Source organism: Micromonospora sp. SCSIO 07396, from assembly GCF_053667945.1.
In genome coordinates this window covers 6,909,566-6,934,121 of record NZ_CM132210.1, presented here as the reverse complement: position 1 = coordinate 6,934,121, position 24,556 = coordinate 6,909,566, and the positions used below count along the sequence as shown (strand labels likewise).

The window sequence follows — 24,556 nt, the reverse complement described above, 5'->3', positions numbered from 1 at the left end:
GGAGAGCACATCATGCGTGGACAAACGTGGACGCGTCGGACGGTCGCCCTGGGCGGCGCGCTGCTGAGCACGGTCGTGCTCGGTCAGGTCGCGCTCAGCGGGCCGGTGGCGGCGGTGCCCGGCCTGTCGATCCGGACCACTGTCGGGCCGAACAACAGCGTCGCCAAGTCGCAGAACGCGGTCTGCCCGACCGGCACCACGGTCATCGGTGGTGGCGGGGCGATCAGCGGGTCGGGTCTCGGCCAGGTGGGCATGGACATCGTGCAGCCGCTGGCCGACGCCGGGCTCTACTCGGTGACCGGCCGGGAGGACCCGAACGGTGTCGCCGGGAACTGGTCGCTCACCGCGAGTGCGATCTGCGCCCCGACGCCGTCGGGCCTGGAGGTGGTGACCGGCCACTCGGCGGTCAATTCGGTCAACCCGAAGTTCCTGGAGTTGTTCTGCCCGGTGGGCAAGCGGGCGATCGGCGGCGGTGGCGCAGCCGTCGGCTCGGGAGCGAGTGACGTGCTCCTGGAGGACCTGCGGATCGGTCAGAGCAGCGTGACGGTGGCGGGGGTCGAGGCCGGCAACGCCTTCGCGGGCAACTGGTCGGTGGACGTCTCGGTGATCTGTGTCGACCCGCTCCCCGGCGAGCAGCGGGTGATCGTGGACAGTGCCGACAACTCCACGGCCAGCCGCGCGGTCACTGCCACCTGCCCGGCCGGGAAGAGCCTGCACGGGGTCGGCGGTGAGATCGTCGGTGGCGAGGGCCAGGTGAGGCTGACCGAGATGCGGCCCACCTCGTTGACCACGGCGACCGTCCGCGCCGCCGAGGACGAGAACGGTTTCAGCGGCAACTGGAAGGTGCGCGCGTACGCGGTCTGCGCGAACTGACCGGTCGGGCCGTCGGACGACGGCCACCTGCGGCCCGTGCCGATCCGTCGGTGCGGGCCGCCTGGCTGTTCGCCCGGGGTGGGCTTCGGGGTTGTGTCGACCTCCGTCGATCGGTAACGTCACGAATCGATACGACTACTCACAGTCATGGCAGGAGTGTCCGCATGACACAGATCACGGAAACCGAACTGCCCCACTGGCCGCCGGTCAACCCGGCCCGCAGCCCGTTCGCCCTGATCGACGACGCCGAACGGCAGCCCCTCGCCGACCGGGCGGTGACCCGGGTGCAGCTGCCCACCGGCGCCACCGCCTGGCTGGTCACCCGGCACACCGAGGTACGGCAGCTGCTGCGCCACCAGGCGTTCAGCTCCGATCTGCTCCGCCCAGGCTTCCCCCTGCTCCGCCCGCTGCCGCCCGAGGTCACGGCGGACGCCCAGGGGGCGTTCATCCGGTTGGACGGTGAGGCGCACCTGCGGCTGCGCCGGATGCTCACCGCCGAGTTCATGATCAAAAATGTCCGCCGGATCGAGCCGCTGATCCACCAGACCGTCGCCGAGGCCCTGGCCGACCTGGCCGCCGCCGGTTCCCCGGCCGACCTGGTGTCGACGTTCGCCCTGCCCCTGCCGTCCAAGGTGATCTGTCACCTGCTCGGCGTCCCCTACGCCGACCACGACTTCTTCCAGTCCCGCAGCCGGCTGCTGCTCGACCGGCAGGCACCCATCGAGCAGATCCAGCACGCCGCCCAGGAGCTGCGGGACTACCTCCGGTCACTGATCGACGCCAAGCAGGCCCACCCCGACGAGGCGGACGACCTGCTCAGCCGGCTGATCCGGGAACGCGTCGAGCCGGGCGAACTCGGCGTCGACGAACTCGGCGGGATGGCCCTGCTGCTGCTCATCGCCGGTCACGAGACCACCGCCAACATGCTCGGGCTGAGCGTCCTGCTGCTGACCCGCCACCGGGAACAGTGGGCGATCCTGCGCGACCGGCCCGACGTCGTCCCGGGGCTGGTCGACGAGTTGCTGCGCTACCTCAGCATCGTCCGTACCGGGCTGTTCCGGGTGGCCACCGAGGACGTCGAGATCGGCGGCCGGCTGATCCGCGCCGGTGAGGGCACCATCGCCCTGCTCTCCCTGGCCAACCGGGATCCCGGGGTCTTCGACGACCCCGACGGGTTCGACCCGTACCGGGAGGCCCACCAGCACCTGGCCTTCGGGTTCGGGATGCACCAGTGCATCGGGCAGCCCCTCGCCCGCGCCGAACTGCGCATCGCGCTGGTGGAACTGGGCCGCCGCTTCCCCGACCTGCGGGTGGCCGTCGACCCGCAGGAGCTGAGCACCCGGGACAACTCGGTCGTGTTCGGCCTCGACGCCCTCCCGGTGACCTGGTGACGCCGGGCGGACGGCAGGCGGTCGGGGGGACCACGTCCCGGGTGGCCGTCGACCGGGACCGCTGCTGCGGGGCCGGCAACTGCGTGCTGACCGCCCCCGAGGTCTTCGACCAGGACGACACCGACGGGCTGGTGCTGCTGCGCGACCCTACGCCGGGGGCCGCGCTGCTCGACCGCGTCCGGCGGGCCGTCGAACTCTGCCCGGCCGGCGCGATCCGGATCGACTGACCCCGGCGGGCGTCGGACGGGGTGCACCCCGTCCGACGCCCGCCGGGCTGCGGCGCTCAGGGCAGTAGTTCGACGTACCCGTCGGTGCCGTGCACCCGGATCCGCTGCCCGTCCGGGATCAGCCGGGTGGCGTCCACCACCCCGACGACGGCCGGCAGGCCGTACTCCCGGGCGACCACCGCGCCGTGCGTCATCAGGCCACCGACCTCGGTCACCAGCCCGGCGACGGTGACGAACAGCGGCGTCCAACTGGGATCGGTGTACGTGGTGACGAGGATGTCCCCCGGTTCGAGATCGGCCCGTGCCACGTCCCGGACGACGCGCGCCCGACCCTCGACGGTCCCGGCGGAGACCGCCAGCCCGACCAGCGCGCCGACCGGCACGTCGTCGCGGCGGTACGTCCCGGCGACGATCTCGCCCTCCGAGGTGAGCACCCGGGGCGGGGTGAGCGCCCGGTACGACAGATGCTCCGCCATCCGTCGGCGGATGAGCCCGTCGTCGACCCGGCGGGTGCGGACGACCTCGTCGAGTTCGGGGAACGTGAGGTACCAGATATCCTCCCGGTCCCGCAGCACACCGTCGGCCACCAGGCGGTCGGCCTCGGCCAGCAGCGCCTGCTTGTACGCGAAGGTGCGGGTGACCATGCCGAACTTCGGGTACTCCCGGTAGCCGACGAACGTCCGGGCCCGGTCGATCATCCGTTTGGTCCGCTCGGCCTTGTCCGCGCCGCCGTCGGGCAGCGCCCGCAGCCGCGCCAGCACCTCCCGCTCCTTGTCCCGCGCCGTGCGCAGGCCCTGCTCGAAGTGCCGCCCGCCGGCCCCCGGTGCGAAGTTCCTGATGTTGCCCAGGATCAGCGGCACCAGCATGGCGGGACGTTCCCGCCAGCGGGGCCGGGTGATGTCGATCTCGCCGACCCCCCGCATGCCGTACCGGTCGAGCCAGGACCCGATGGCCACCCGGGCCTCCCGGCCACCGGCGAGCTGGTCCAGCCCGGCCAACAGGTCGTCCGGCCCAGCGGGGCCGTCGTGCTCCCGGCCGGGCCCGCCGTCGTCGGCCACCCGGCTGCCGTCGTCGACCACCCGGCTCAGGAAGGCCACGACCTCCGGGTACGGCCGGATCGCGTCCGCGACGTCCAGCAGGGCCAGCCCCATCTCCGAGGTGACGTTGTGCGGGACGGACTGGGTGAGCGGGTCGGCGGCGTTGCGCTCACCGAGCCACTCCTGCAGGTGCTCGTTGAGCCACCAGACCGCCTCCATCCCGGCCAGGATGACCGGGATGCTCCTCGGGTCGATCATCATCCGGGTCAGCCGGGGGAAGTCGGTCCGGATGAAATCCAGCAGCGCCGGCCCGGACTTCGTCCGGATCTCGCGGCGTAGAGCGGCGTTGGCGTCGTCGATCTGGGTGATCAGCTCGGTGACCAGCGCGGGATCGGTCTCGACGGACGGTGCCGCCGGCGCGGCCGGCGGGGCGGCGGGCTTCTCGTCCGGCACCTCCCGGACGAAGTCGCCGCGCTCGACGACGGTCCGCAACGCGTCCCCGATCAGCGGGTCGGATCTGCCCAGCGCCGCCAGCAGGCCGGCGCGGCCGGTCGGCGACGCCAGCTCGGGCGTCACGTCGGCGAACAACCGGCCGGCGGCCTCGTACATGGGCCGGGCGGCGATCAGCTGGTACATCGAGTACCCGAGGGGTTTCATCGGGTCGGTCATCATCTGCTGGTGGCCCACGGAGACGTAGACGTGGTTGTCGGTGTCGTCGGCCACCGGGACGGGGAACAGCGTGGTGACCGGTCGGGTCTGGACGATCTGGAAGTCGTCGTCGACCAGGCACCACTCCACGTCCTGCGGCTGACCGAAGTGCGCCTCGATCCGCCGACCCAGCCGTGCCAGCCGGACGACCTGCGGGTCGGTCAGCGCCGGCTGGTCCTGCCGCTGCGAGTCGATCGCCACCACCCGCGTCCCGCCGGTCGTCGTGGTCCGCAGGGCGTGACGTTTGGCGGCGATCGTCCGGGCGACGACCCGGTCGTCGCGGACCCGGAAGACGTCCGCGTCGACCAGCCCGGAGATCAGGGCCTCACCGAGGCCGAACCCGGCCTCCACGAAGGAGACCCGCCGGTTGCCGGTGACGGGATCGGCGGTGAACAGGACGCCCGCCGCCCCGGCGGGGACCATCCGCTGGACGACCACCGCCATCGCGACCCTGCGGTGGTCGATGCCGTTGCGCTGGCGGTAGGTGACGGCCCGTGCGGTGAACAGCGAGCCCCAGCACCGGCTGATCTGCCGCAGGACCGCGGCCGGGCCGACCACGTTGAGGTAGCTGTCCTGCTGCCCCGCGAAGGAGGCGGTCGGCAGGTCCTCCGCCGTCGCGCTGGACCGGACGGCGTACCCGCCGGGCTCGCCGAGCGCTTCAAGGGCACGGGTGACCTCCGTCGCGACGTCGTCGGGCACGGTGACGTCCTCGATGGTCCGGCGGAGCTGCGCGCTGAGGACGCCGATCGCCGCCCGGTCGGTGGGCGCCAGCCGGGCCAGTCGGTCGAGTTGCCCGTCGAGTCCCGGTGCCAGCGCGGTGACCCGCCGGAAGGCGTCAGTCGTCACGCAGAAGCCCGCCGGCACCCGGACCCCGTCGAGCCGGGTCAGCCCACCGAGGTTGGCGCCCTTGCCGCCGACCAGTGTCCGCTGCGTCGGGTCGACCTCGCGCAGCCCCCGTACGTACCGCCCGCTCATCGGGCGGACCCCGGGACGGTCGGGCCCGGCCGCGGGACGGCGGTCGGGCGATTCAGCGGCCCCGAATACGTCGTCGGGTACGTGGACATCATTTCGCCTTCCGCTGGTGATGAGGTCGCCGGTGCACCGTGGTGATGCATTTCCGCTGGTGGCGACCACGGCTGACGATTCTGCGGGGTGACCCGGGTCTTGCGGCAAGTCCCCCCGTGCGCTATATGTTGGGAGAGCAGGAAATGGTGGGCGCGCGAGAATGGTGAACGCGCCAGGCGAAAACGTTTCCACCAGGTCGCCCGTCGATATCGGGACCGGGGCGCGCTGCGGCTCGACACGCCGGTGACCGGCGCGCGCCGACCTCAGCGGATCAGTGCGTCGACGTCCAGCCCTGCGCGCGCAGCCGTTCGATGCCGTCCAGCAGCAGGTCCAGCGCGAACTCGAACTCGAACTGGTCGTCGCAGCCCGCCCCGACGACGGAGCCGGTGTCGTGCGCGGCGGCGGTGGCGATCTCCGCGACGTGCGGGAACCGGGCCGCGACCTCCGGCGGCAGGGGCGCGGGGGGCGTCGGGACGGTCGGGCCGGTCCGGCCGGCCTGCCGGGAGGCGTCGAACAGTTCCTGGCTGAAGCCGAGGATGCGGCTGCCCATGGCGTGCATGACGTGGTGGGTGAGGTCGGCGGAGAGCCCGCCGGCCCGCAGCGCCCCGATCATCGAGTCGAGGTAACCGAGGACGGCCGGCGTCGCCGTGCTCCGCGACTCGATGGCCAGCGAGGCCCAGGGGTGCCGGCGTAGCACCTGCCGGGCCGAGAGGACCCGCCGACGGATCGCGGGCTGCCAGCCGACGCCCGGGGTGAGTGGCTCGATCTCGCCGACCACCACGTCGATCATGCCGTCGAGCAGTTCGTCCTTGTTGGCCACGTGCTTGTAGAGGGCCATCGGCACGACGCCCAACTCCTGGGCGAGGTTGCGCATGCTGAGCGACTCGATCCCGGCCCCGTCGGCCAGCGTGACGGCGGCGCGCAGGATGCGGTCCCTGTTCAGCGGCGTCCGGCGCAGCGTCTCAGCCTGCTCGGCCATCTCGGTTCCCGTCCTCGGTCGACGAGGGAAACCATAACCGCATTGACAGGTGTACGGCGTACACCTACCGTGGAGACACAGTAGGTGTACGCCGTACACTTTTGAGGAGGAGCCATGCGGGCGATCGTGCAGGACCGGTACGGGCCGCCGGAGACGTTGACCCTCGCCGAGGTCGCCGTGCCGGTGCCCGCCGCCGACGAGGTGCTCGTCCGGGTCGAGGCCGCCGCGCTCAACGCGTACGACTGGCACGTGATGCGGGGCGACCCCCGGATGGCGCGACTGACCCTGGGCCCGACCCGGCCCCGGGCCCGGATCCGGGGGCGGGACGTCGCCGGCCGGGTCGAGGCGGTCGGCGTCGACGTGCGGGACCTCCGCCCGGGCGACGCCGTCTTCGCCGACCTCGGCGACGCCGACGGCGCGTTCGCCGAGTACGTGTGCGCGCCCGCCACCCTGGTCGCGCCGAGGCCGGCGAACCTGACCGCGCCGCAGGCGGCAGCCCTGCCGCTGGCCGGGGTCACCGCGCTACAGGGGCTACGCGACGCGGGCCGGGTCGGACCCGGCCAGCGGGTGCTGGTCAACGGCGCCTCCGGCGGTGTCGGCACCCTGGCCGTCCAGCTCGCCAGGGTGCTCGGCGCGACGGTGACCGGGGTGTGCAGCACCCGCAACGTCGAGCTGGTGCGCTCCCTCGGCTGCGCCCACGTGATCGACTACACCCGCGCGGACTTCACCCGGGGCGGCCGGTACGACGTGGTGTTCGACCTGGTCGGCAACCGTTCGCTCGGCGCGCTGCGGCGGGCCCTGACCCCGACCGGGACGCTGGTGCTCTCCGGCGGCGGCGTGTACCGGGGCGGCAGCCTGCTCGGGCCGGTCCGGCTCCTCGCCCGGGGGCGGCTGCTGGCCCCCTTCGTCCGGCAGCGCATCGTCGTCCTGACGGCGACCCCCGGCCGGGAACACCTCGACGCGCTGCGCGCGTACGCCGAGGCCGGCCAGCTCACCCCGGCCATCGACCGGACGTATCCGTTGGCCGAGGTGCCCCGCGCCATCGCCTACCTCGAAGGTGAACACGCCCGCGCGAAGGTGGTCGTCACCCTCTGACCGCCGCCGCGGTCGATCCGGCCCGGTCCCCGATTCCCCGGTCAAGTGCGCCCGGCTCAGAGTTTCGTCAATGTCACCTGTCAATCAGCTGACAATCGTGAAAGCGCTTCGATTTCCCGCTCCAGCCCTGTCGACACGCGGCGTATTTCATTTAGCATCGTCAATGCCAAGCCTCGTTCATCCGCCGTTCACCTTGCCGACGGCCGGCCGTCGAGGCGTCCGCACCGCGCCCGGGCCCAGCGCACCCCTCCGCCCACACCGAGGAACAGGACCCCCCATGACAGCCACCGCACGCCGTACCGCCGTCCTGGCCGGCCTCACCGCCACCCTGCTGGCCGGCCCGCTCGCCGTCGCCGCCGTCGCCGCCGCGACCGCCACGATCACCCTCAACGGCTCCAGCGCGAGCGTCACCGGCAGCAACGTCACCGTGGCCGGCAGCGCCGTCACCATCACCGCGCCCGGCTCCTACGAGATCAGGGGCACCCTGAACAACGGCTACGTCAAGGTCGACACCGCCGTCACCGGCACCGTGGAACTCATCCTCGCCGGCGCCTCGATCACCAACTCCACCTCCTCGCCGCTGTACGTGACGAACGCCAGCGCGGTCACCCTCACGCTGGCCGCCGGCACCAGCAACAACCTCACCGACGCGACGACGTACACCAACACCGGCGAGCCGGACGCCGCCCTGTTCAGCGCCGCCGACCTGACCATCGGCGGCACCGGCGCGCTGACCGTACGCGCCAACCACGCCGACGGCATCGTCAGCAAGGACGACCTGGTCATCCAGTCCGGCACCATCACCGTCAACGCGGTCGACGACGCGATCCGGGGCAAGGACTCGCTCACCGTCAACGGCGGCACGATCGCCGTGACCTCGTCCGGCGGCGACGGGCTCAAGTCCAACGACACCGAGGCCGGCAAGGGCGTGCTCACCATCACCAACGGCACGATCACGGCCTCGGTCGCCGACGACGCCATCAAGGGTGAGAACGACCTGAACATCTCCGGCGGCACCATCAACGTCACCCGGTCCTACGAGGCGCTGGAAGGGCTCCGGACCACCATCAGTGGCGGCAACATCACCGTCGTGGCCAGCGACGACGCGGTCAACGCCGCCGAGGAGGGCCTCGGCCACATGGAGCCGTCCGCGATCGCGTTCATCAAGGTCACCGGCGGCACGGTGGTGGCCACCGGTGGCACGGACGGCTTCGACTCCAACGGGTCGCTCACCTTCGCCGGCGGCACCGTGGTGGCCCGGGGCTCCAGCACCCGGGGCGGCGGCGAGGGCGCGATCGACGCCGACGGCCCGATCTCCTTCACCGGCGGCACGGTGGTGGGCGCCGCGCTGACCTCGCTGGCCGTGTTCCGGGCGGTGCCGAACACCGGCCAGGGCTGGGTGGCCCCCCGGTTCAACGCCAACCTGGCCGCCAACACCATCGTGCACGTGGTGTCCGGCAGCACGGTGTTGGGCTCGTACCGGACCTCGGCCACCGTGCGGGAGGTCGTCCTGTCGTCCAACCGGATCACCAACGGCCAGCGGTACGACATCTACACCGGCGGCAGCGTGACCGGCACCAACATCGGCGGTCTCTACACCGGCGGCAGCATCACCGGGGCCACCCGGGTGCTGACCGGTGTCACCGCCGGCCAGTACGGGCGGTTCTGAGCCCCCGGGCCCCGCGGTTCGGGCCTGACCGGGCCCGAACCGCAACCCGGCGGGGCCGACGGCGTCCGCCGTCGGCCCCGCCGGTGCACCACTGCCAGATCCGATGCCCCACCGCCGGACGCCGTATGTGGGAAACGGCCGGCGGACACCCCAAGGAGCAAACATGTCCCGCTTGGTCCTGGCCGGAATGGACCTGGTCGCCGTGGTCCTGCTGGTCTTCGCGCTGTACTTCCCGCGCCACCGACGGCGGGACCTGGTGGTGGCCTACCTCGGCGTCAACGTCGGCGTCTTCGCCGTGGCCAGCTCACTGAGCAGCAGCACCGTCGGCGCCGGACTCGGGTTGGGCCTCTTCGGAGTGCTGTCGATCATCCGGCTCCGCTCCACGGAACTCGACCAGCACGAGGTGGCGTACTACTTCTCGGCGCTCGCGCTGGGCATCCTCGGCCCGCTCTCCGGCACCTCGGTCTGGATGGTCGGCGCGCTGACGGCACTGATCCTCGCCGTGATGTTCGTCGGGGACCATCCCCGGCTGCTGCGTCGGTACCGGCGGCACATCATCGTGCTGGACAGCGCGGTCACCGACTCGGTCGCCCTCACCGCGCACCTGGAGCAGCTGCTCGGCGCGCGGGTGCACAACGTCAACGTCGAGCGGGTCGACCTGGTCAACGACACCACCGTGGTGGACGTCCGCTACTCGCGGCCCAGGGTCACCGCCACCGGCGGGCGACGGCCGGTCGACGCGGGTGCCGTACGGTGACCGCCGTCGACCCGGCCACCGGGGCGCTGGCCCGGCTCACGCCGATCGGGCTCACCGACCTGACCGAGCGCGCCGCGCTACAGACCCGGTTCGACCGCAAGTACCTCCTGCCGCTCGCCGAGCTGCCGCACCTGCTCGCCCGGCTCGACCACACCGACCAGGTGCTGGAGATCGACGGCAGGCGCGCCTTCCGCTACGAGTCGATCTATTTCGACACCGCCGACCTGGTCAGCTTCCGGCTCACCGCGCGTCGACGCCGCCGCCGCTTCAAGATCAGGACCCGGACCTACCTCGACTCCGGTCTGTGCTGGCTGGAGGTGAAGACGGAGGGCACCCGGGGTGGCACGGTCAAGCAGCGGCTGCCCTACCGCCCCGACGACAGCGGCACCCTCGCCCCCGGCCGGTCGTTCGTCGACGAGGTGCTCACGGCGCTGCGCACCGACCCCGCCCTGCATTTCGCGCCGACCCTCACCACCAGCTACCTGCGCAGCACGCTCTACCTGCCGGCGACCGCCAGCCGGGCGACCATCGACGTCGGGCTGCGCTGGGAGGACCGGCGCGGCCGTCGGCTGGCGCTGCCCGACCTGGCCATCATCGAAACCAAGACCGGCTCCACCGCCTCCCACGTCGACCGGCTGCTCTGGCGGCAGGGGCACCGCCCGGTGGCCATCTCCAAGTACGCGACCGGGCTGGCCGCGCTCGACCCCGACCTGCCCGCCGGGCGCTGGCGGCGCACCCTGCGCCGGCACTTCCACGCCGGGTCCCCCGTCGGGGCGGCACGGGGGACGCCTCAACCGGTAGGCGTCGGAGGGGACCGCACCGATGACCCCGGTGGCAGCCGTAACGCGTACCCGACGCCCCGGACGGTATGAATCAGCGGCGGACCCCAGCGGTCGATCTTCCTGCGCAGGCAGTGGACGTACGACTCGACGATCCGGCCGTCGCCGCCGAAGCGGTAGTGCCACACCCCGTCGAGGATCTGCGCCTTGCTGACCACCCGGTCCGCGTTGACCAGCAGGAACCGCAGCAGGTTGAACTCGGTGGGCGACAGCGGCACCGGGTGCCCACCCCGGCGCACCTCGTGGGCCTCCTCGTCCAGCTCCAGGTCGGCGAAGCGCAGCAGCCCGCCGTCGCGCACCTCCCGGTCGGCCCGGCACCGCCGCAGGACCGCCCGCACCCGCAGCACCAGTTCCTCCAGGCTGAACGGCTTGGTGACGTAGTCGTCGGCCCCGGCGGCCAGCCCGGCGATGCGGTCGGCCACCTCGTCGCGGGCGGAGAGGAACAGCACCGGCACCCCCGGACCGGGACCGGCGCGCAGGCTCCGGGCCACCTGGATGCCGTCCACGTCCGGCAGCACCACGTCGAGCACCACCAGGTGCGGGTCGAAGTCAGACGCCACGACCAGCGCCTCCCAGCCACCGGCGGCCACCCGCACCTCGAAGTCGTGCATCCCGAACGTCGCCGAGAGCAGGACCCGGAGCGCGGGATCGTCGTCCACGACGAGCACCCGGGGCATCGGGGAGATCACGTACCGTTCGGCGGGGACATGATGACGGTGACCTCGCAGTCGGCTGTGGATCGGCGGCGGACACCCGACCGCCGACGAGCACGGCCCGCGGGGCGCAGGCCACCACGGGCCGTCGCGGATCGTCGGCGGGGGGCCGGCGACCGCCGGGCCGCCCACCCGACGTGGCGTCGGGTGGGCGGCGGTGGCGGTCAGGGGCTGGTGCAGGTCGGTGACGGGCTGGTCGGCGTGCCGGTGCCGAGGAAGCCGAAGGTCGTCGAGGTGCCCGGGGCGAGCGTGCCGTTGTAGGCGGCGTTGCGCACGGTCACGGTCGTGCCGCTGGTGCTCAGCGTGCCGTTCCAGACCTGGCTGATGCTCTGTCCGCCGCCCAGCTGCCAGCGGGTGGTCCAGCCGTCGACGGCGGTGCTGCCGGCGGTCACCGTGACCTCACCCTGGAAGCCACCGGACCACGAGCCGATCGTGCGGTAGGTGGCGGTGCAGGCGGTGCCGGGCGGCGGGGTCGTCGGCGGCGGCGTGGTGGGCGGAGGCGTGGTGGGCGGCGGAGTCGTCGGCGGCGGGGTGGTGGGGGGCGGGGTCGTCGGCGGCGGGGTGGTCGGGCCGCCCGAGGGCACCAGGGGGCAGGTGGAGCTGTAGCGGGAGACGCCGGTGCTGTCCGCCAGCGGGCAGAGGAACTGCGTGTAGCGGGTGTCGTTGTCCAGGAAGATCTTGAGCCAGGGGATCAGCAGCCGCATCTCGGTCGGGTTCGACCTGGTGAACGACAGGTGGTCGTTGCCGGCCAGCTCCGCCCAGGCGTGCTCCACCCCGGCCGGCAGCGTGTTGTAGATGCCCTGCACGTAGGACGGGGTGACGGTGCCGTCGTTCTGACCCGACAGGAGCAGGGTCGGGACCTGGGTGGTGGACATGTTCAGGTTGTTGCCCGGCGTACCGGGGGCGAGACCGACCGCGGTCTTCAGCGACGGCCGCCGCAACGCGGCCAGCAACGTGCCGGCCCCACCCGCGGAGTGGCCCATCACGCTGAGCCGGTTGGGATCCACCCGGGTGCGCACCGGGCTGGTCCGGGTGAGGTAGTCCAGCGCCGCGAGCAGCTGGGTGGCCCGGGCGTCGGCACCGTCGGTGCGGCTGTTGGTCTCGATGCCGAGCACCACGAACCCGAAGGACGCCAGCCAGGGGCCCATCCAGGCCTCCTCGTTGGCGAACAGGGCGGAGTAGCCGGGCACGATCGCCACCGCGCCCCAGGTGCCCAGGCTGGTGTCGGTCGGGTAGTAGACGAACCCGCCGTTGAAGCCGTTGCCCGCCGGCACGGTCGCCTGGGTGGTGGCGAACGGCCCCCGGGTGGCGGCCACACTGGCCGGGGTCGGGTCCGGGCCACGTTGGTAGGGGTTGTCCGCCGCCGCCACCGCGGCGTGCGGCGCGGTCGCGGTCACCACGAGGCCGAGGAGGACCGCGAGGCCGGCCGAGAGCCAGCTCACGGACCGGGGTACGGGGCGGCGGCGTCCGGTCGGGGGCGGGGTGGGAGGTCGATCCGTCGGTAGCGTCACTTCAGGCATCTCCTTCGTTGGACGGGGCTGCGGGCTACCGCCGGCTCCACTGCTGGTTGGCCTGGCCGTTGCAGGTCCACAGGACGAGCTTCGTGCCGTTGGCGGTGGCCCCGCCGTTGGCGTCGAGGCAGAGCCCGGACTGCACGCCGGTGATGGTGCCGTTGGCGTTGAGGTTCCACTGCTGGTTGGTGCCGCCGTGGCAGTCGTACGTGGTGACCAGGGTGCCCGGGGTGGTGCCGTAGCCGGCGGCGTCCAGGCATTTGGTGCCGAGCACCGTCAACGCCCGGCCGGAGGTGTACGTCCACTGCTGGTTGGTGCCGCCGTGGCAGTCCCAGAGCTGCATCTGGAGCCCGTTGGTGGTGGCGGAACCGGGCACGTCGACGCACCGGCCCGACGCGGTGCCCACGATGGCGCCGGTCTGTCCGCCGCTGTTGCCCGGGTTGCCGATGCTGCCGGGCACCGACTGCAACGCGCTGTACCAGCGGGCGGCCATCTTGTCGTAGCCGCCGGAGGTGGGGTGGATGCCGTCGATCAGGTCGGCGGTGGACAGGGCGCTGTGCATGTCGACCAGGTGCACCCGCTTGCCGGCGTTCACCTTGCTCGACACGATGCCGGGGATCGCCGCGTTGAAGGTCCGTACGGCGTTCTCCTGGTTGCTGTTGGACAGGGGGATGAGCTGCGCGACGAACACCTCGGCGGTGGGCACGATGGTGGTGATCTTGTCGATCAGGGTGGAGAGCCGGTTCGGCGCGCTACCCACGTTGTAGTTCTGCAGGATGTCGTTGGTGCCGATGTGCAGCAGCACGCTCTGCGGCCGTTGGTTGTTCAGCCAGCCGACGATGTTGGCGTCGATCTGGTCGATGCGCCAGCCGGGGTGCCCCTCGTGGTCGTGGTCACCGAGACTGCCCGGCCCGTTGAACTGCGATCCGGTGAAGTCGATCGTGTACCGGCCGGCGGCCAGGCGCTGCCAGAGCCCGATCCGGTAGCCGCCCGGCACCTGCGTGCCCTCGGTGATGGAGTCGCCGAGCGGCATCACCCGTACCCCGCCGTTGGACTCGGCGTGGGCGGGGCCGGTCGGTGTCACCACCCCGGCCGTCATGAGGCCGAGTACGGCGAGTGCCGCGAGCCATCGTGCCCTCGTTCGCATGGACTTCTCCCCTGGATCGGTGGAGCTGGCCGGGGAGTGTGGCCGGTCGGCCGCCATGGTGGTCTGGCGGCACGTCCGAGCGGGCCGGCCGACGGGTACGGCGGCCTGCGGCCACCCGGACCCACCGGTCGTGCCGGCCGTCTCGTCGGCACCCCCACACCCTCGGCACTGGGACGGGTTTGTGAGCGTTAACAACGACCATTGTAAATTCTTGTCGCCGCCCTGGTCCATATCCGGCACCCGCCCCGCCCCCGTCGGACCGGGGGCGGGGCCGGGGGCCGGGCTACCGGCCCAGCGTCACCTTGAGGATCCGCTCGTTGCTGTTGTTGGGGATGCTGTCCTTGTCACCGCCGGTGCTCGTGGTCAGCCACAGGTTCCCGTCGAGGGTCGGCTCGACGGTGCGCAGCCGGCTGTACGTGCCGACGAAGTACTGCTGCACGTCGGTGAGGGTGTTCCCGCTGATCACCGCCCGGTACATCCGGTTGCCCCGCAGGCAGCCGAGGTAGAGCACGTCCCGGACGATGGCCAGGCCGCTGCACGACGCCTCGGCCACCGGGTAGGTGCGGATGGGGGCGATGAAGTTCGGGTTGGCGCAGCTGCCCGTGGTGCCCTCGCAGGCCGGCCACCCGTAGTTGCCACCCCGGACGATGATGTTGGTCTCGTCCATGACGTTGTTACCGAACTCCTGCTCGAAGAGCCGGCCCCGGGAGTCGAACGCCAGCCCCTGCGGGTTGCGGTGCCCGTAGCTCCAGACCGCGTTGCCGAACGGGTTGTCCGACGGCACGGTGCCGTCGGGGCGGATCCGCAGCACCTTGCCGCCCAGGTCGTTGACGTCCTGGGCACGGTCCGGGCTCTGCCCGTCGCCGGTGGCGGCGTAGAGCATCCCGTCCGGGCCGAACCGCAGCCGCCCGCCGTTGTGGTACTTGTTGCGCGGGATGCCGGTCAGCAGCACCTGCACCGTGCCGGTCTGCAACGTACCGTCGTAGCGGATGCGGACGATCCGGTTGTCGGTCGTGGTGGTGTGGTAGATGTACAGCCACCGGTCGGTGGTGAAGCTCGACGACACGGCCAGCCCGAGCACCCCGCCCTCACCGTTGGTGCCGGCCACGTTGGGCACCGTGCCGATGCTGCGCTTGTTGCTCCCGTCCGGGTTCATCGCGACCACGTCGAACAGGTCACGCCGTCCGTAGAGCACCGTGCCGTCGGGCAGTTGCACCAGCCCCCACGGCAGGTCCCGCTCGGTGGTGACCACCGTCGTGCCGCAGACCGCGCTGGTGCAGGTCGACCCGGTGCGCACGGTCACCGCGCTGCTCGCCGTGGAGGTGTTGCCCTGCGCGTCCCGGGCGACGACCGTGTAGCGGTACTCGGTGTCGGCGGCCAGCCCGGTGTCGGTGAACGAGGTCGCCGGCGGGTTGCCGGCCGTGCCGGTGACCGAGCCGACCGTCACCCCGCCGCGCAGGATGTCGTACCTGGTGACTGCCACGTTGTCGGTGGCGGCCGTCCAGGTCAGGGTCACGTCGGTGCCGTTGGCGGTGGCGGCGAGGTTGGTCGGGGTGGTGGGCGGCTGGGTGTCGGACTGGCAGAACGGCGGCGTGACGGAGAGCGTGGCGCTGGCCTGCGACACGTTGCCGGCGGCGTCCCGGGCGTTGACGTACCAGCCCCAGGTGACGCCCTGCGCGACGGTCAGCGTGGCGGTCAGCGTCCTGCCGGCGACCGAGGTGACCAGTTGGCCGTCGTGGTAGACGTCGTAGTACGCGACGCCGACGTCGTCCCGGGCGGCGGACCAGGCGAGCGTGACGGACTGGCAGGTCAGCCGGGTGCTGCGCAGGTTCGTCGGCGGGGTGGGCGGCCGGGTGTCGGCGGCGGCCCGGGCGGACGTCGCCCCGGCCGGCGCGGCCGGTGGGCCGGCGGTGACGGGCGCGCCGGCCAGGACGGTACAGACGCTGGTCAGCAGCGCGAGGCCGGCGAGGCGACGGGGTTGGCGAAGACTGGATCGCACGCGATACGTCCCTTCCTGGAAACCTGGTGGGTCAGTACGGGTAGCCGGGCACGTTGAGCCGCACGCTGTACAGGCCGGAGTCGTTCGTCCGGCCCGAGGTGACGAAGAGGGTGCGCCGGTCGGACCCGCCGAACGCCACGTTGGTGGTGCCGCTCACGCCGGACCGGATCGTGCCGAGCTGACTGCCGGTGGGCGAGTAGACGTGCACCAGCCCGTCACCGCCCGAGGTCCAGTACACGTTTCCGGCGCAGTCGATCGTGCCGCCGTCCGGGCCACCGACGTAGTTGACGAACACGCTGCGGGTGCCGGTGCTGCCGTCGGGCTGGACGGCGTACTTGTAGATCTTGTTCTCGCCGTAGGCGCCGACGTACAGGGTGGCGCCGTCGGGGGAGAGCGCGATGCCGTTGGGTTGGCGCAGCGCGTCGTCGACCAGCGACACCTGGCCGTTGGACACGCGGAAGACGCTGGTCCGTCCGCTCATCTGGTCGGGGCGATTGCCGCGCTGGAAGTTGGGGTCGGTGAAGTAGACGACGCCGTCGGAGCGGACCGCCACGTCGTTGGGCGAGTTGAACGCCCGCCCCTGGTAGTTGCCGGCGACGACGCCCCGGGCCAGGGTGTCGAGCCGGTACGTCGAGACGCTGCGCTGGTCGTGCGTGGCGGCGACGAGCTGCTGCCCGTCGGGGGTGAGCGCGAGCCCGTTGCTGCCCGCATTGCCGAGGAACGTGTCGAAGGTGGCCGGCGGGGTGAACCGCCGGATCGTCGACGGCTGGACGTACTCGGACCCGGTCGGTGCGGCCATGTCGGAGAAGAGCAGGTAGCCCCGGTCGGCGATCCAGACGGGCCCCTCCAGGAACGCGAAGCCGCCACGGATCTTCGTGGCCGTGACCGAGGTCGACGGCAACGGCGGGCCGTAGCCGGTGCCGGTCGGGCAGACGCCGGGTGGCGCACCGGGCGGGCCGGCCAGGGCGGCGGACTGCCCCGCCGACGACGCGGCCCGCAGGGACGGTGCGGGCGCGGTGCCGGAGCCCGCCGGGACGGCGACGGGCAGGGCGAGCAGGAGACTGGCCAGCGCGGTGGCGGCCGGTTGCAGGACCATCGGGAACTCCGATCGGCGAACGGACCCGCCGTCGTCGGCGGTCGCGGGGTGGTGGAAATGATCTACCGGTATCGATGCATCATGGGGCAGCATAAATTAGGAACCACCGCACCGCATGGGTGACGATCCGCCGATCCCGGCCCTGATCCGGATTTCTCACTAAGATGCTGGTCGATATGGTGGGATTACCGACCACCACCTGGACGCCGACCGCCGACCGAGTCCACATGCTGATCGGGGTCGGTCGATGGATGCCCCGGGGCCCGTCCGGCCGTCGCGGCATGGCCCGTCGCCGCCGGCGGTACGACGTTCCGCCGGAGACCATCGTGGACGGGTCGACTGTGGAGTCCGACCGGCCCCCGGAAAACGCCGACGGTCCCGATTCGCACCCGCCTGCCGCGTTACCGACAGAGGCGGAATCGACGTTGGGAGCGCGCTCATCTACCCTCAGGGCAGATCCGGCCCACGTCGTGGCCGGCACCGGTTCGGCAGCCATGGGTGTCGTGGTCTCCCCGCCAGTATTCACCGACCATGGCCCTGTTCGGAGGGATCGAAGCGTTGACGAGCGACAAGGCGGCGCCGCCGGGCGTCGACACCACCCGGCCCAGCATCGCCCGGGTGTACGACTACTACCTCGGCGGCAAGGACAACTTCGCGGTCGACCGGCACGCCGCCCAGATGGCGATGCAGGTCACCCCGGACGGGCCGGAGGCCGGGCGGGCCTGCCGGGCCTTCCTGCGCCGGTCGGTCCACTACCTGGCCGCCGAGGCCGGCATCCGTCAGTTCCTCGACCTCGGCTCCGGCCTGCCCACCCGGGGCAACGTGCACGAGATCGCCCACCGGGTCGACCCGGACGCCCGGGTGGTCTACGTGGACAACGACCCGATGGCCCTCGCCCACGGGCGGGCCCTGCTGGCGGACGCCCGGACCACCACCGTCGTCGGTGCCGACGTCAGGCAGCCCGACGAGTTGCTGACGGAGCTGCGCGACCGCAGGCTGATCGACTTCGACCAGCCGGTCGGGCTGCTGCTCCTGGCGATCCTGCACCACCTGCACGACGACGACGATCCCGCCGGGGTGGCCCGCCGGCTGATCGACGCCCTCCCCTCCGGCAGCTACCTGGCCATCTCGCACTTCTACGACCCGGGTCCGGCCCAGCCGGAGGTCTCGGCGAGGGCGCGGGCGGTGGAGAAGGTGTTCAACGAGACGCTGGGCACCGGCCGGTGGCGCACCCGGGACGAGATCCTCGGCTTCTTCGGCGACCTGGAACTGGTTCCGCCCGGGCTGGTTCCGCTGGCCGAGTGGCACCCGGACGGCGAGGACGACTCCCGGCAGACCACCACCTACCACACCGTCGTCGGTGGGGTGGCCCGCAAGGTCTGAACACGGGCACTGCCGTCGGCGACGTGACCGGTCCCCGCCCGGGAGCCGGCCCGGCCGGCGGCAGGCCCCTCGGGCGCGCCACCGGCCGGGCCGGCGTCAGTAGCAGGTGTTCATCGCCGCCCGGACCTCGGCGAGGGTGGCGTCGGCGACCGCCCGCGCCCGCTCGTTGCCCTCGCTCAGGACGGCCCGCAGGTGGGCCCGGTCCCGCCCGTACTCGGCCCGGCGGGCCCGGACCGGGGCCAGGTACTCGTTGACCGACTCGGTGACGACCTTCTTGAGCACGGCGGCCCCCGCCGACCCGATCTCGGCGGCCACCTGCTCCGGGCTGCGCCCCTGACACAGGGCGGCCAGCAGCAGCAGCGACGACACCTCCGGGCGGGTCACCGGGTCGTAGCTGATGTGCCGCTCCGAATCCGTCTTCGCCCCCTTGACCAGCCGGGCGGTCTCGTCGGCGGTGGCGGCGAGCGTGATGGCGTTGTTCCGGCTCTTGCTCATCTTGGTGCCGTCCGTGCCGAGCAGCAGCGGGGCGCTCGACAACAACGCGTCGGGCTGGGGGAACACCGTCGAACCGGCGCCGTACCTGTCGTTGAACCGGCGGGCGATCGTCCGGGTGAGTTCGAGGTGCGGAAGCTGGTCCTGGCCGACCGGCACCAGATTCGCCTTGCAGAACAGGATGTCGGCGGCCTGGTGGACGGGATAGGTGAACATCAACCCACTGACAGCGGACTGCCGCGAGTGCGCGATCTCGTCCTTGACCGTGGGATTGCGGTTGAGTTCCGACACCGAGACGAGGCTGAGAAACGGCAGCATCAACTGGTTGAGCGCCGGGACCGCCCCGTGCGTGAAAATCGTGCTGCGGGCCGGGTCCACCCCGATGGCCAGGTAGTCCAGGACCAGTTCCTCGACGTGCTGGAGCAGATTGTCCGCCACGTCGCGGTCGGTGAGGACCTGGTAGTCCGCGATGATCACGAACAGTTCCACGCCGAGTTCCTGGAGCCGGACCCGGTTGTGCAGCGTGCCGAAGTAGTGACCGAGGTGCAGGCGGCCCGTGGGACGGTCACCGGTGAGCACCCGGAACCGCCCCGGGTCCTTGCGGATCAGTTCCTCCAGCACGGCGCTACGGGCCTGCGCGGCGGACGTCCCGAGCGCATCGGCCGGTCTGGCGCGGGCGATGTCACCGGCGTCTTCGGTCCGGGGTACGGCGGTGTTCACACGATCTCCTGAAGGGTCGGTCTCGACGCCATGATTGCACGGACCCCACTTCGGACAGCGCAATGACGATGACGACCGCGGGCACCGGAATCGCACCCGTCGTCCGGGAGACGCGACTCCGGGCGCGCACTCCCCCACCCTTCAGCGGCGGGCCAGCCAGACCGTCCGCCCGGTCCGGACACTGAGATCGGTACGGGTCGCCAGACCCGCCACGATCTGGTCCAGGGCGGCGAGATCCCGGGCGGGGAGCCGTCCCTGCAGTCCGTGGCGCATCCGGCTCAGCGAAGCCTGCGCGTAGCGGGTGGCGGCGGCCGGCAATGGTGGACGCAGGTCGATGTCGAAGTGCCGCTCGGTGACCGAGGTGAAGCCGTCCTGCCTCATCCGCTCGCCCCAGTTCTCGTGCATGTGCAGGCCCGCCTCGTGCCGCCGCTTCGCCGCCTCGGCGTGACCGCGCTGCTCCACCTCCTCGTCCGGGGTGCCGGTGAGGAAGTGGGGGAACGATTCCAGCTCGGCGATCACCAGCAGCCCGCCCGACCGCAACATGCCGTACGCGGACGCGAGCGCGGTCACCGGATCGGCCATGTGGTGCATCGACGCGGCGGCCCAGATCAGCTCGACCGGCCCGAGGTCGGGCCAGGACGTGTCGAGGTCGGCTTCGACGGTGCGGATCCGGTCGCCCAGCCCGGCGGCGTCGGCCCGGCCGCGCAGGTGGGCGAGCATCTCCGGGGAGAGGTCGACCGCGGTGACGGTGGAGCCGGGCAGCTCCCGCGCCAGGGCGAGGGAGCCGGTGCCGGTGCCGGCACCGAGGTCGACGACGTGGGGTCGCGTGGCGGCCTCGCGGCCGACCCAGCCGATCACGTCGCGGAAGTACTCGTGGAGCACCTCGGCGTCCAGGTCGAGCAGCTCGATGAGGTGGTCGTGTGCCATGCGGGAACGGTAGCCCGCCCGTGCCGCACGGGCATAGCATCTTGCTTATGAGGCAAGACAAGGATCTGGAGACCCTGGTCCGGCAGCGCATCCGCAGCCTGCGGGTGGCCCGTGGCTGGTCGTTGGACGAGTTGGCCCACCGCTGCCTGATCAGCCCGTCCACGCTCAGCCGGATCGAGACCGGACACCGGCGGGTCGCCCTGGACCAGATCGCCACGATCGCCCGGGTGCTCGGCATCACGCTCGACCGGCTGGTCGAGTCCGACGCCGACGACGACGTCGTGATCCGTCCGCACTGCGACGAGGACCGGGGCGTCACCACCTGGCTGCTCTCCCGGGACAGCAACCAGACGGTCGCCAAGCTGCGGATCACCCGGGACGTCCCGACCGACCTGCGGGTACACCCGGGCCGGGACTGGTTCACCGTGCTCTCCGGCACCATCGAGCTGCGCCTCGGTGACCGGACGATCCTCGTCGGCACGAACGAGGCCGCCGAGTTCTCCACCCTGGTCCCGCACGCGTTCGGCGCGCACGACGGCCCGGCGGAGATCCTCTGCATCCTCGACCACGAGGGCGAACGCAGCCACCTCGGCCCGCACCACCCGCGTCCCGGCCGACCGGCGGCTAGCCCGTGATCACCGGCCAGGCGTAGGCAAGCAACGCGCACGCCGCCCCGAGCAGGGCCAGCGAGAACCCCCGGCTGGGGATGGGCAGGGCGGCGAGCACGAGCAGGATGACCGCGATGACATAGAGAAACGCCTGTACCGACATGACTGTCCCCTCGGGAGGCTGATGAACGGGCGGTGCGCTCTCTACCCCGGACGGCCCGGTCGGGAAACCCCACCCCCGGCGACCGTCCCGGGTCCACCTCTCCCGACCCGCGCTCCCGTCCGGGCGGGACGACGCACTGCCGTCCCGCCCGCACGGCGACGGACCGCCGTCCCGCCCGCACGGCGGGGCCGGCAGGTGTCAGCAGCCGAGCCGCTTGGTGGACAGCGCGATGTCGTCGATCCAGAGGTCGAACTCACCAGGCGTCGTGCCGCCCTGGTAGAGCTGCCAGCCGATCTTCACGGTGTCGACCGCCGGCAGGACGAACGGGACGTCGTTGCCGCCGTGGTCGGTGGTGGAGGCGGTCAGCTCCGGCTTCGCCACCCCGTCGATCCAGACCGCGACCCGGTTGTCAGTCGGGTCGAGCTGCCACTCGAAGCACTGCCAGGTGTCCTCGGTGACCGGGGCGGACTCCCGCCAGTTGGTCCAGTCGCCGGTCGGGCCGCCGTCCGCGCCCACCCCCCAGAAGGTGCCGGGGACGGTCGGCGCGTACTGGCCGCCGATCGGGCGGACGACCTCGGAACTGCCGCTGCCGGTCGCCTCGACCAGCGTGAAGTGCGCCCAGTCCGGGGCGGTGGGGAAGGCGTCGACCCGCAGCCGCATCCGCCCGTAGAAGCGGTTGCCCGGCGCGGCGAAGTCGTCGACCCGCAGGAAGGCACGTCCGTTGTCGACCGTGTGCAGATGCAGCACCTGGTTGCCGTGCCTGGCGTGCTCGACGGTGAGCGTGCCGTGGCGGGTGTCGACGCCCCAGTTCAGCGTGCTGGGACCCCCGAGGGGCAGCCGTTCGAAGTCCTCACAGAACAGCGTGCCCCGGGGGCACGAACGCTGGGTGGCCGCCGACGGGCCGGCCGGGACGCTGCCGGCGGCGGTGCCGAGGATCAGGGCGGCGGTGAACACCGCGAGGAAACTGCGCATGGTCATTCCTCCAGGACGGCTGACCCCCACCATGCGGGCAGGGCTCAGCGGGAAATCCCGGCCGACGAGCACCGCCGACCTCGCCCCCGGGCGCGTCGGACGCCTACGGCGGTCGGAGGTGGGGCGGTCTCGGCGGGCGCGGGAGGGCGTGGCAGGGACACCGACGACGGGACACCCGCCCGTCGCCGTGGTGCTGGCCCGGCGAGGTGGCACCCGCGGCTGCCGAACTGGCGCGGTGCCGGCACCGCGCTGCTCCCGTGCTCACCGTCGCCAGCCCGGTTGCCCCCGTGCTGCGGCGAACTGAGCCATTCCAGCACGATCGGATCCGATCAGGCAACATCGACAGGCATCAGCACGCCCGACCCGGCCGGCCCGACCCGCCGAGCCCGTCCTGCCCCGGCTCACCGCCCGGCCGGGTCGCGGCGCGCAGCCTCCCGGTCAGCCGACCGCACCCCGGTCGACCAGGCTGAACGTGGTGCCTACCGGGGCGTCGCCGAGGACCTCCACATAGATCTTCCGCTGGCTCGGGCTCCACTGCACCACGCCGTACTGCTCGCTGACGATGGCGTAGGAGAGCCGCCCCTTGTCGTCCTTGCCCTCCCGGGAGATCCCGAAGAGGGTCGCCGCGGTCGGCTCGCAGTCGGTGCCCACCAGGGAGGCGTACCCCTCCGCGTCGATCTTGACGCCGAGGCAGGGCCGGTGGGAGATCTCCGGGTTCAGCGATTTGATCATGAAGTCGACGCCGACCGGGTCGAGCACGAAGCGGGCGTCCGGCTTGGTCCCGTCGCCGACCCCCACCACACCGTCGAACGGCAGCGACAGGTCGCGGTCGATCTCCACCACGTGCAGCAGGATCTGTCGCTGCCCGGCCAGGATGGCCCGGGTACGGTCCACCGGGGCGGACGGCGACGCGGCGGACGGCGACGGGGTCGGCGTACCCGATCCGGACGGGGTGCCAACCGGGCCACCCGCCGTCGGCCCCCCGGCTGCCGCGCCGGTCGGGTCCGGGGACGACCGGTCGCCGACCAGTCGCGGGCCGAACACCACGACCGACACCAGCACCGCGACCACCGCGACGGCCGCGCCCACCCCGACGAACAGCCGACGCCGGGACGGGACCCGTCGACCGGACCCGTCCACCGCCGACGACGGACCGCCGATGCCACCTGACGCCGACGACGGACCCCCGGACGGCGTGACCGGTGCCGACGATTCGGCAGGAGGCCGGTCGGCACCGGCGGAGGACGGCGCGGCCTGATCGCCCGCCGGGGCGGTGACCGTCAACAGCCCGTCGAGCAGCTCCCGGGCGGTGGGCCGCACGTCGGGATCCTTCTCCAGGGCCCGGGAGACCAGCTCCCGCAACGGCCCCTGCAGGCCGGTCAGGTCGGGCGGTTGGGTGAGGATCCGCATCGCGGTCGCGGTCGCGGAGTCGCCCCCGAACGGGTTGCGGCCGGTCGCGGCGTAGGCGACCACGGCACCCCAGGCGAAGACGTCCGCGGCCGGGCCCACCGCCCGGCCGGACCCGGTGTCGAACCGCTCCGGTGCCATGTACGAGACGGTCCCGACCATCTGGTGGGTCCGGGTGTGCTGGCTGGTCGCCTCGAACGCCCGCGCGATCCCGAAGTCGATGACCTTGATCCCGCCGGGTGCCACCAGCACGTTCGCCGGCTTCAGGTCCCGGTGGATCACCCCGGCACCGTGGATGGCGGTAAGCGCGGTGGCCACCCCGACCGCGATGCCGTGCAGTTGCGCCGCGCCCAGCGGCCCGCCGTCGCGGATCACCTGGGCCAGGCTGGGGCCCTCGACGTACTCCACCACGAGATAGGGCGGGTCGTGGTCCGGGTCGGCGTCCAACACCTCGGCGGTGCAGAACGGCGGGACCTGACGGGCCCGGTTCACCTCGCTGCGGAACCGGCCCCGGAACTCGTCGTCGTGGGACAGCTCCGCACGGACGACCTTCACCGCCACCCGGCGTCCCTGCGGCGACCGGGCCAGGAAGACACTGCCCATGCCCCCCTCACCGAGGCGGTCGAGCAGCTCGTACCCCCCGAGCCGGGCCGGGTCGCCGGGACGCAGCCCGTCGTTCACGTCGGCTGCCCGCAGACCACGACCAGCCCGCGAACCGTTGCGCCAATCACGCGTACCCCTCAGCTCACTCGGACACCGTCGGCAGCCTATCGCCCGC

General features: G+C 72.3%; 21 protein-coding genes. 9 read left to right on the top strand and 12 right to left on the bottom strand.

All coding sequences use genetic code 11. The features are described from left to right. The first annotated feature begins 12 nt into the window (after positions 1 to 12). The 3 genes from ACWCHM_RS30500 (at position 13) to ACWCHM_RS30490 (ending at position 2,491) form a co-directional block, all read left to right on the top strand. Positions 13 to 873: a hypothetical protein gene (locus tag ACWCHM_RS30500; protein WP_204961801.1), complete on the top strand. Its 861-nt coding sequence runs from the start codon at positions 13 to 15 to the stop codon at positions 871 to 873. 164 nt (positions 874 to 1,037) lie between these two features. Beyond that, positions 1,038 to 2,264 (top strand): cytochrome P450, encoded by a 1,227-nt coding sequence (locus ACWCHM_RS30495; RefSeq protein ID WP_454220863.1) that lies wholly within the window; start codon positions 1,038 to 1,040, stop codon positions 2,262 to 2,264. Next, positions 2,261 to 2,491 carry a ferredoxin gene (locus ACWCHM_RS30490; protein ID WP_421489871.1) on the top strand — a complete coding sequence of 77 codons (231 nt, stop codon included), beginning with the start codon at positions 2,261 to 2,263 and terminating at the stop codon, positions 2,489 to 2,491. Before ACWCHM_RS30495 ends, ACWCHM_RS30490 begins: the two co-directional genes overlap by 4 nt. 56 nt (positions 2,492 to 2,547) lie before the next feature. Here ACWCHM_RS30490 and rph read toward each other — a convergent pair whose 3' ends face one another. Together rph and ACWCHM_RS30480 are read right to left on the bottom strand one after the other, a co-directional pair. Beyond that, positions 2,548 to 5,211 (bottom strand): rifamycin-inactivating phosphotransferase, encoded by a 2,664-nt coding sequence (gene rph / locus ACWCHM_RS30485; protein WP_454220862.1) that lies wholly within the window; start codon positions 5,209 to 5,211, stop codon positions 2,548 to 2,550. Between the two features lie 361 nt (positions 5,212 to 5,572). Further along, on the bottom strand, positions 5,573 to 6,280 hold the full coding sequence (locus ACWCHM_RS30480) for a TetR/AcrR family transcriptional regulator (RefSeq protein ID WP_454220860.1): 708 nt from the start codon (positions 6,278 to 6,280) through the stop codon (positions 5,573 to 5,575). A gap of 114 nt (positions 6,281 to 6,394) precedes the next feature. On the opposite strand from ACWCHM_RS30480, the gene ACWCHM_RS30475 reads away from it, so the two are divergent. The 4 genes from ACWCHM_RS30475 (at position 6,395) to ACWCHM_RS30460 (ending at position 10,673) form a co-directional block, all read left to right on the top strand. Further along, a complete protein-coding gene (locus ACWCHM_RS30475) occupies positions 6,395 to 7,375 on the top strand; it encodes an NAD(P)-dependent alcohol dehydrogenase (protein ID WP_454220859.1) in 981 nt (326 codons plus the stop codon). A 277-nt stretch (positions 7,376 to 7,652) separates the two neighbouring features. Beyond that, the gene (locus ACWCHM_RS30470) at positions 7,653 to 9,044 is read left to right on the top strand and encodes a carbohydrate-binding domain-containing protein (RefSeq protein ID WP_454220858.1); all 1,392 of its coding nucleotides are present in this window, start codon (positions 7,653 to 7,655) and stop codon (positions 9,042 to 9,044) included. A 163-nt stretch (positions 9,045 to 9,207) separates the two neighbouring features. Continuing rightward, positions 9,208 to 9,801, top strand: coding sequence for a DUF4956 domain-containing protein (locus ACWCHM_RS30465; protein WP_204961808.1), 594 nt, complete (start codon positions 9,208 to 9,210; stop codon positions 9,799 to 9,801). Then, positions 9,798 to 10,673: a polyphosphate polymerase domain-containing protein gene (locus tag ACWCHM_RS30460; RefSeq protein WP_281902128.1), complete on the top strand. Its 876-nt coding sequence runs from the start codon at positions 9,798 to 9,800 to the stop codon at positions 10,671 to 10,673. Before ACWCHM_RS30465 ends, ACWCHM_RS30460 begins: the two co-directional genes overlap by 4 nt. Here the strand turns inward: ACWCHM_RS30460 and ACWCHM_RS30455 are convergent. The 5 genes from ACWCHM_RS30455 to ACWCHM_RS30435 all read right to left on the bottom strand — a co-directional run bounded on the left by ACWCHM_RS30455 (position 10,592) and on the right by ACWCHM_RS30435 (position 17,106). Beyond that, positions 10,592 to 11,317, bottom strand: a complete 726-nt coding sequence (locus ACWCHM_RS30455; RefSeq protein ID WP_281903341.1) for a response regulator transcription factor — start codon at positions 11,315 to 11,317, stop codon at positions 10,592 to 10,594. The genes ACWCHM_RS30460 and ACWCHM_RS30455 overlap by 82 nt on opposite strands. 200 nt (positions 11,318 to 11,517) lie before the next feature. Next, positions 11,518 to 12,795: a poly(ethylene terephthalate) hydrolase family protein gene (locus tag ACWCHM_RS30450; protein WP_454220857.1), complete on the bottom strand. Its 1,278-nt coding sequence runs from the start codon at positions 12,793 to 12,795 to the stop codon at positions 11,518 to 11,520. A gap of 103 nt (positions 12,796 to 12,898) precedes the next feature. After that, the gene (locus ACWCHM_RS30445) at positions 12,899 to 14,011 is read right to left on the bottom strand and encodes a ricin-type beta-trefoil lectin domain protein (protein ID WP_454220856.1); all 1,113 of its coding nucleotides are present in this window, start codon (positions 14,009 to 14,011) and stop codon (positions 12,899 to 12,901) included. A gap of 283 nt (positions 14,012 to 14,294) precedes the next feature. Next, the gene (locus ACWCHM_RS30440; protein WP_454220855.1) at positions 14,295 to 16,010 is read right to left on the bottom strand and encodes a PQQ-dependent sugar dehydrogenase; all 1,716 of its coding nucleotides are present in this window, start codon (positions 16,008 to 16,010) and stop codon (positions 14,295 to 14,297) included. 31 nt (positions 16,011 to 16,041) lie between these two features. Beyond that, a complete protein-coding gene (locus ACWCHM_RS30435; protein WP_281902120.1) occupies positions 16,042 to 17,106 on the bottom strand; it encodes an SMP-30/gluconolactonase/LRE family protein in 1,065 nt (354 codons plus the stop codon). A 531-nt stretch (positions 17,107 to 17,637) separates the two neighbouring features. Here ACWCHM_RS30435 and ACWCHM_RS30430 point away from each other — a divergent pair. After that, entirely contained in the window at positions 17,638 to 18,489 is an 852-nt protein-coding gene (locus ACWCHM_RS30430) for an SAM-dependent methyltransferase (RefSeq protein WP_239486421.1), read from the top strand. 96 nt (positions 18,490 to 18,585) lie between these two features. Here ACWCHM_RS30430 and trpS read toward each other — a convergent pair whose 3' ends face one another. Both trpS and ACWCHM_RS30420 read right to left on the bottom strand, forming a co-directional pair. Further along, complete coding sequence (trpS, locus tag ACWCHM_RS30425; RefSeq protein WP_454220854.1) at positions 18,586 to 19,701, bottom strand: tryptophan--tRNA ligase; 1,116 nt, start codon at positions 19,699 to 19,701, stop codon at positions 18,586 to 18,588. A 141-nt stretch (positions 19,702 to 19,842) separates the two neighbouring features. Further along, entirely contained in the window at positions 19,843 to 20,628 is a 786-nt protein-coding gene (locus tag ACWCHM_RS30420) for a class I SAM-dependent methyltransferase (protein WP_454220852.1), read from the bottom strand. Positions 20,629 to 20,675: 47 nt separating this feature from the next. On the opposite strand from ACWCHM_RS30420, the gene ACWCHM_RS30415 reads away from it, so the two are divergent. After that, positions 20,676 to 21,263, top strand: coding sequence for a helix-turn-helix domain-containing protein (locus ACWCHM_RS30415; RefSeq protein WP_204961814.1), 588 nt, complete (start codon positions 20,676 to 20,678; stop codon positions 21,261 to 21,263). Here the strand turns inward: ACWCHM_RS30415 and ACWCHM_RS30410 are convergent. The 3 genes from ACWCHM_RS30410 to ACWCHM_RS30400 all read right to left on the bottom strand — a co-directional run bounded on the left by ACWCHM_RS30410 (position 21,253) and on the right by ACWCHM_RS30400 (position 24,459). Further along, positions 21,253 to 21,399, bottom strand: a complete 147-nt coding sequence (locus ACWCHM_RS30410) for a hypothetical protein (protein WP_204961815.1) — start codon at positions 21,397 to 21,399, stop codon at positions 21,253 to 21,255. The two genes, ACWCHM_RS30415 and ACWCHM_RS30410, sit on opposite strands and share 11 nt — an antisense overlap. A gap of 198 nt (positions 21,400 to 21,597) precedes the next feature. Next, positions 21,598 to 22,371, bottom strand: a complete 774-nt coding sequence (locus ACWCHM_RS30405) for a hypothetical protein (protein WP_454220851.1) — start codon at positions 22,369 to 22,371, stop codon at positions 21,598 to 21,600. A gap of 438 nt (positions 22,372 to 22,809) precedes the next feature. Continuing rightward, positions 22,810 to 24,459 carry a serine/threonine-protein kinase gene (locus ACWCHM_RS30400; protein WP_454220850.1) on the bottom strand — a complete coding sequence of 550 codons (1,650 nt, stop codon included), beginning with the start codon at positions 24,457 to 24,459 and terminating at the stop codon, positions 22,810 to 22,812. Positions 24,460 to 24,556 lie beyond the last annotated feature (97 nt).

Bases quoted from the DNA above. Each gene is read 5' to 3' on its own strand.
- ACWCHM_RS30480 (WP_454220860.1), bottom strand. From the start codon at position 6,280: ATGGCCGAGCAGGCTGAGACGCTGCGCCGGACGCCGCTGAACAGGGAC.
- ACWCHM_RS30410 (WP_204961815.1), bottom strand. From the start codon at position 21,399: ATGTCGGTACAGGCGTTTCTCTATGTCATCGCGGTCATCCTGCTCGTG.
- ACWCHM_RS30405 (WP_454220851.1), bottom strand. From the start codon at position 22,371: ATGCGCAGTTTCCTCGCGGTGTTCACCGCCGCCCTGATCCTCGGCACC.
- ACWCHM_RS30430 (WP_239486421.1), top strand. From the start codon at position 17,638: ATGGCCCTGTTCGGAGGGATCGAAGCGTTGACGAGCGACAAGGCGGCG.
- ACWCHM_RS30415 (WP_204961814.1), top strand. From the start codon at position 20,676: ATGAGGCAAGACAAGGATCTGGAGACCCTGGTCCGGCAGCGCATCCGC.
- ACWCHM_RS30445 (WP_454220856.1), bottom strand. From the start codon at position 14,011: ATGCGAACGAGGGCACGATGGCTCGCGGCACTCGCCGTACTCGGCCTC.
- ACWCHM_RS30435 (WP_281902120.1), bottom strand. From the start codon at position 17,106: ATGGTCCTGCAACCGGCCGCCACCGCGCTGGCCAGTCTCCTGCTCGCC.
- rph (WP_454220862.1), bottom strand. From the start codon at position 5,211: ATGAGCGGGCGGTACGTACGGGGGCTGCGCGAGGTCGACCCGACGCAG.
- ACWCHM_RS30500 (WP_204961801.1), top strand. From the start codon at position 13: ATGCGTGGACAAACGTGGACGCGTCGGACGGTCGCCCTGGGCGGCGCG.
- ACWCHM_RS30465 (WP_204961808.1), top strand. From the start codon at position 9,208: ATGTCCCGCTTGGTCCTGGCCGGAATGGACCTGGTCGCCGTGGTCCTG.
- ACWCHM_RS30455 (WP_281903341.1), bottom strand. From the start codon at position 11,317: ATGCCCCGGGTGCTCGTCGTGGACGACGATCCCGCGCTCCGGGTCCTG.
- ACWCHM_RS30475 (WP_454220859.1), top strand. From the start codon at position 6,395: ATGCGGGCGATCGTGCAGGACCGGTACGGGCCGCCGGAGACGTTGACC.
- ACWCHM_RS30420 (WP_454220852.1), bottom strand. From the start codon at position 20,628: ATGGCACACGACCACCTCATCGAGCTGCTCGACCTGGACGCCGAGGTG.
- ACWCHM_RS30495 (WP_454220863.1), top strand. From the start codon at position 1,038: ATGACACAGATCACGGAAACCGAACTGCCCCACTGGCCGCCGGTCAAC.
- ACWCHM_RS30470 (WP_454220858.1), top strand. From the start codon at position 7,653: ATGACAGCCACCGCACGCCGTACCGCCGTCCTGGCCGGCCTCACCGCC.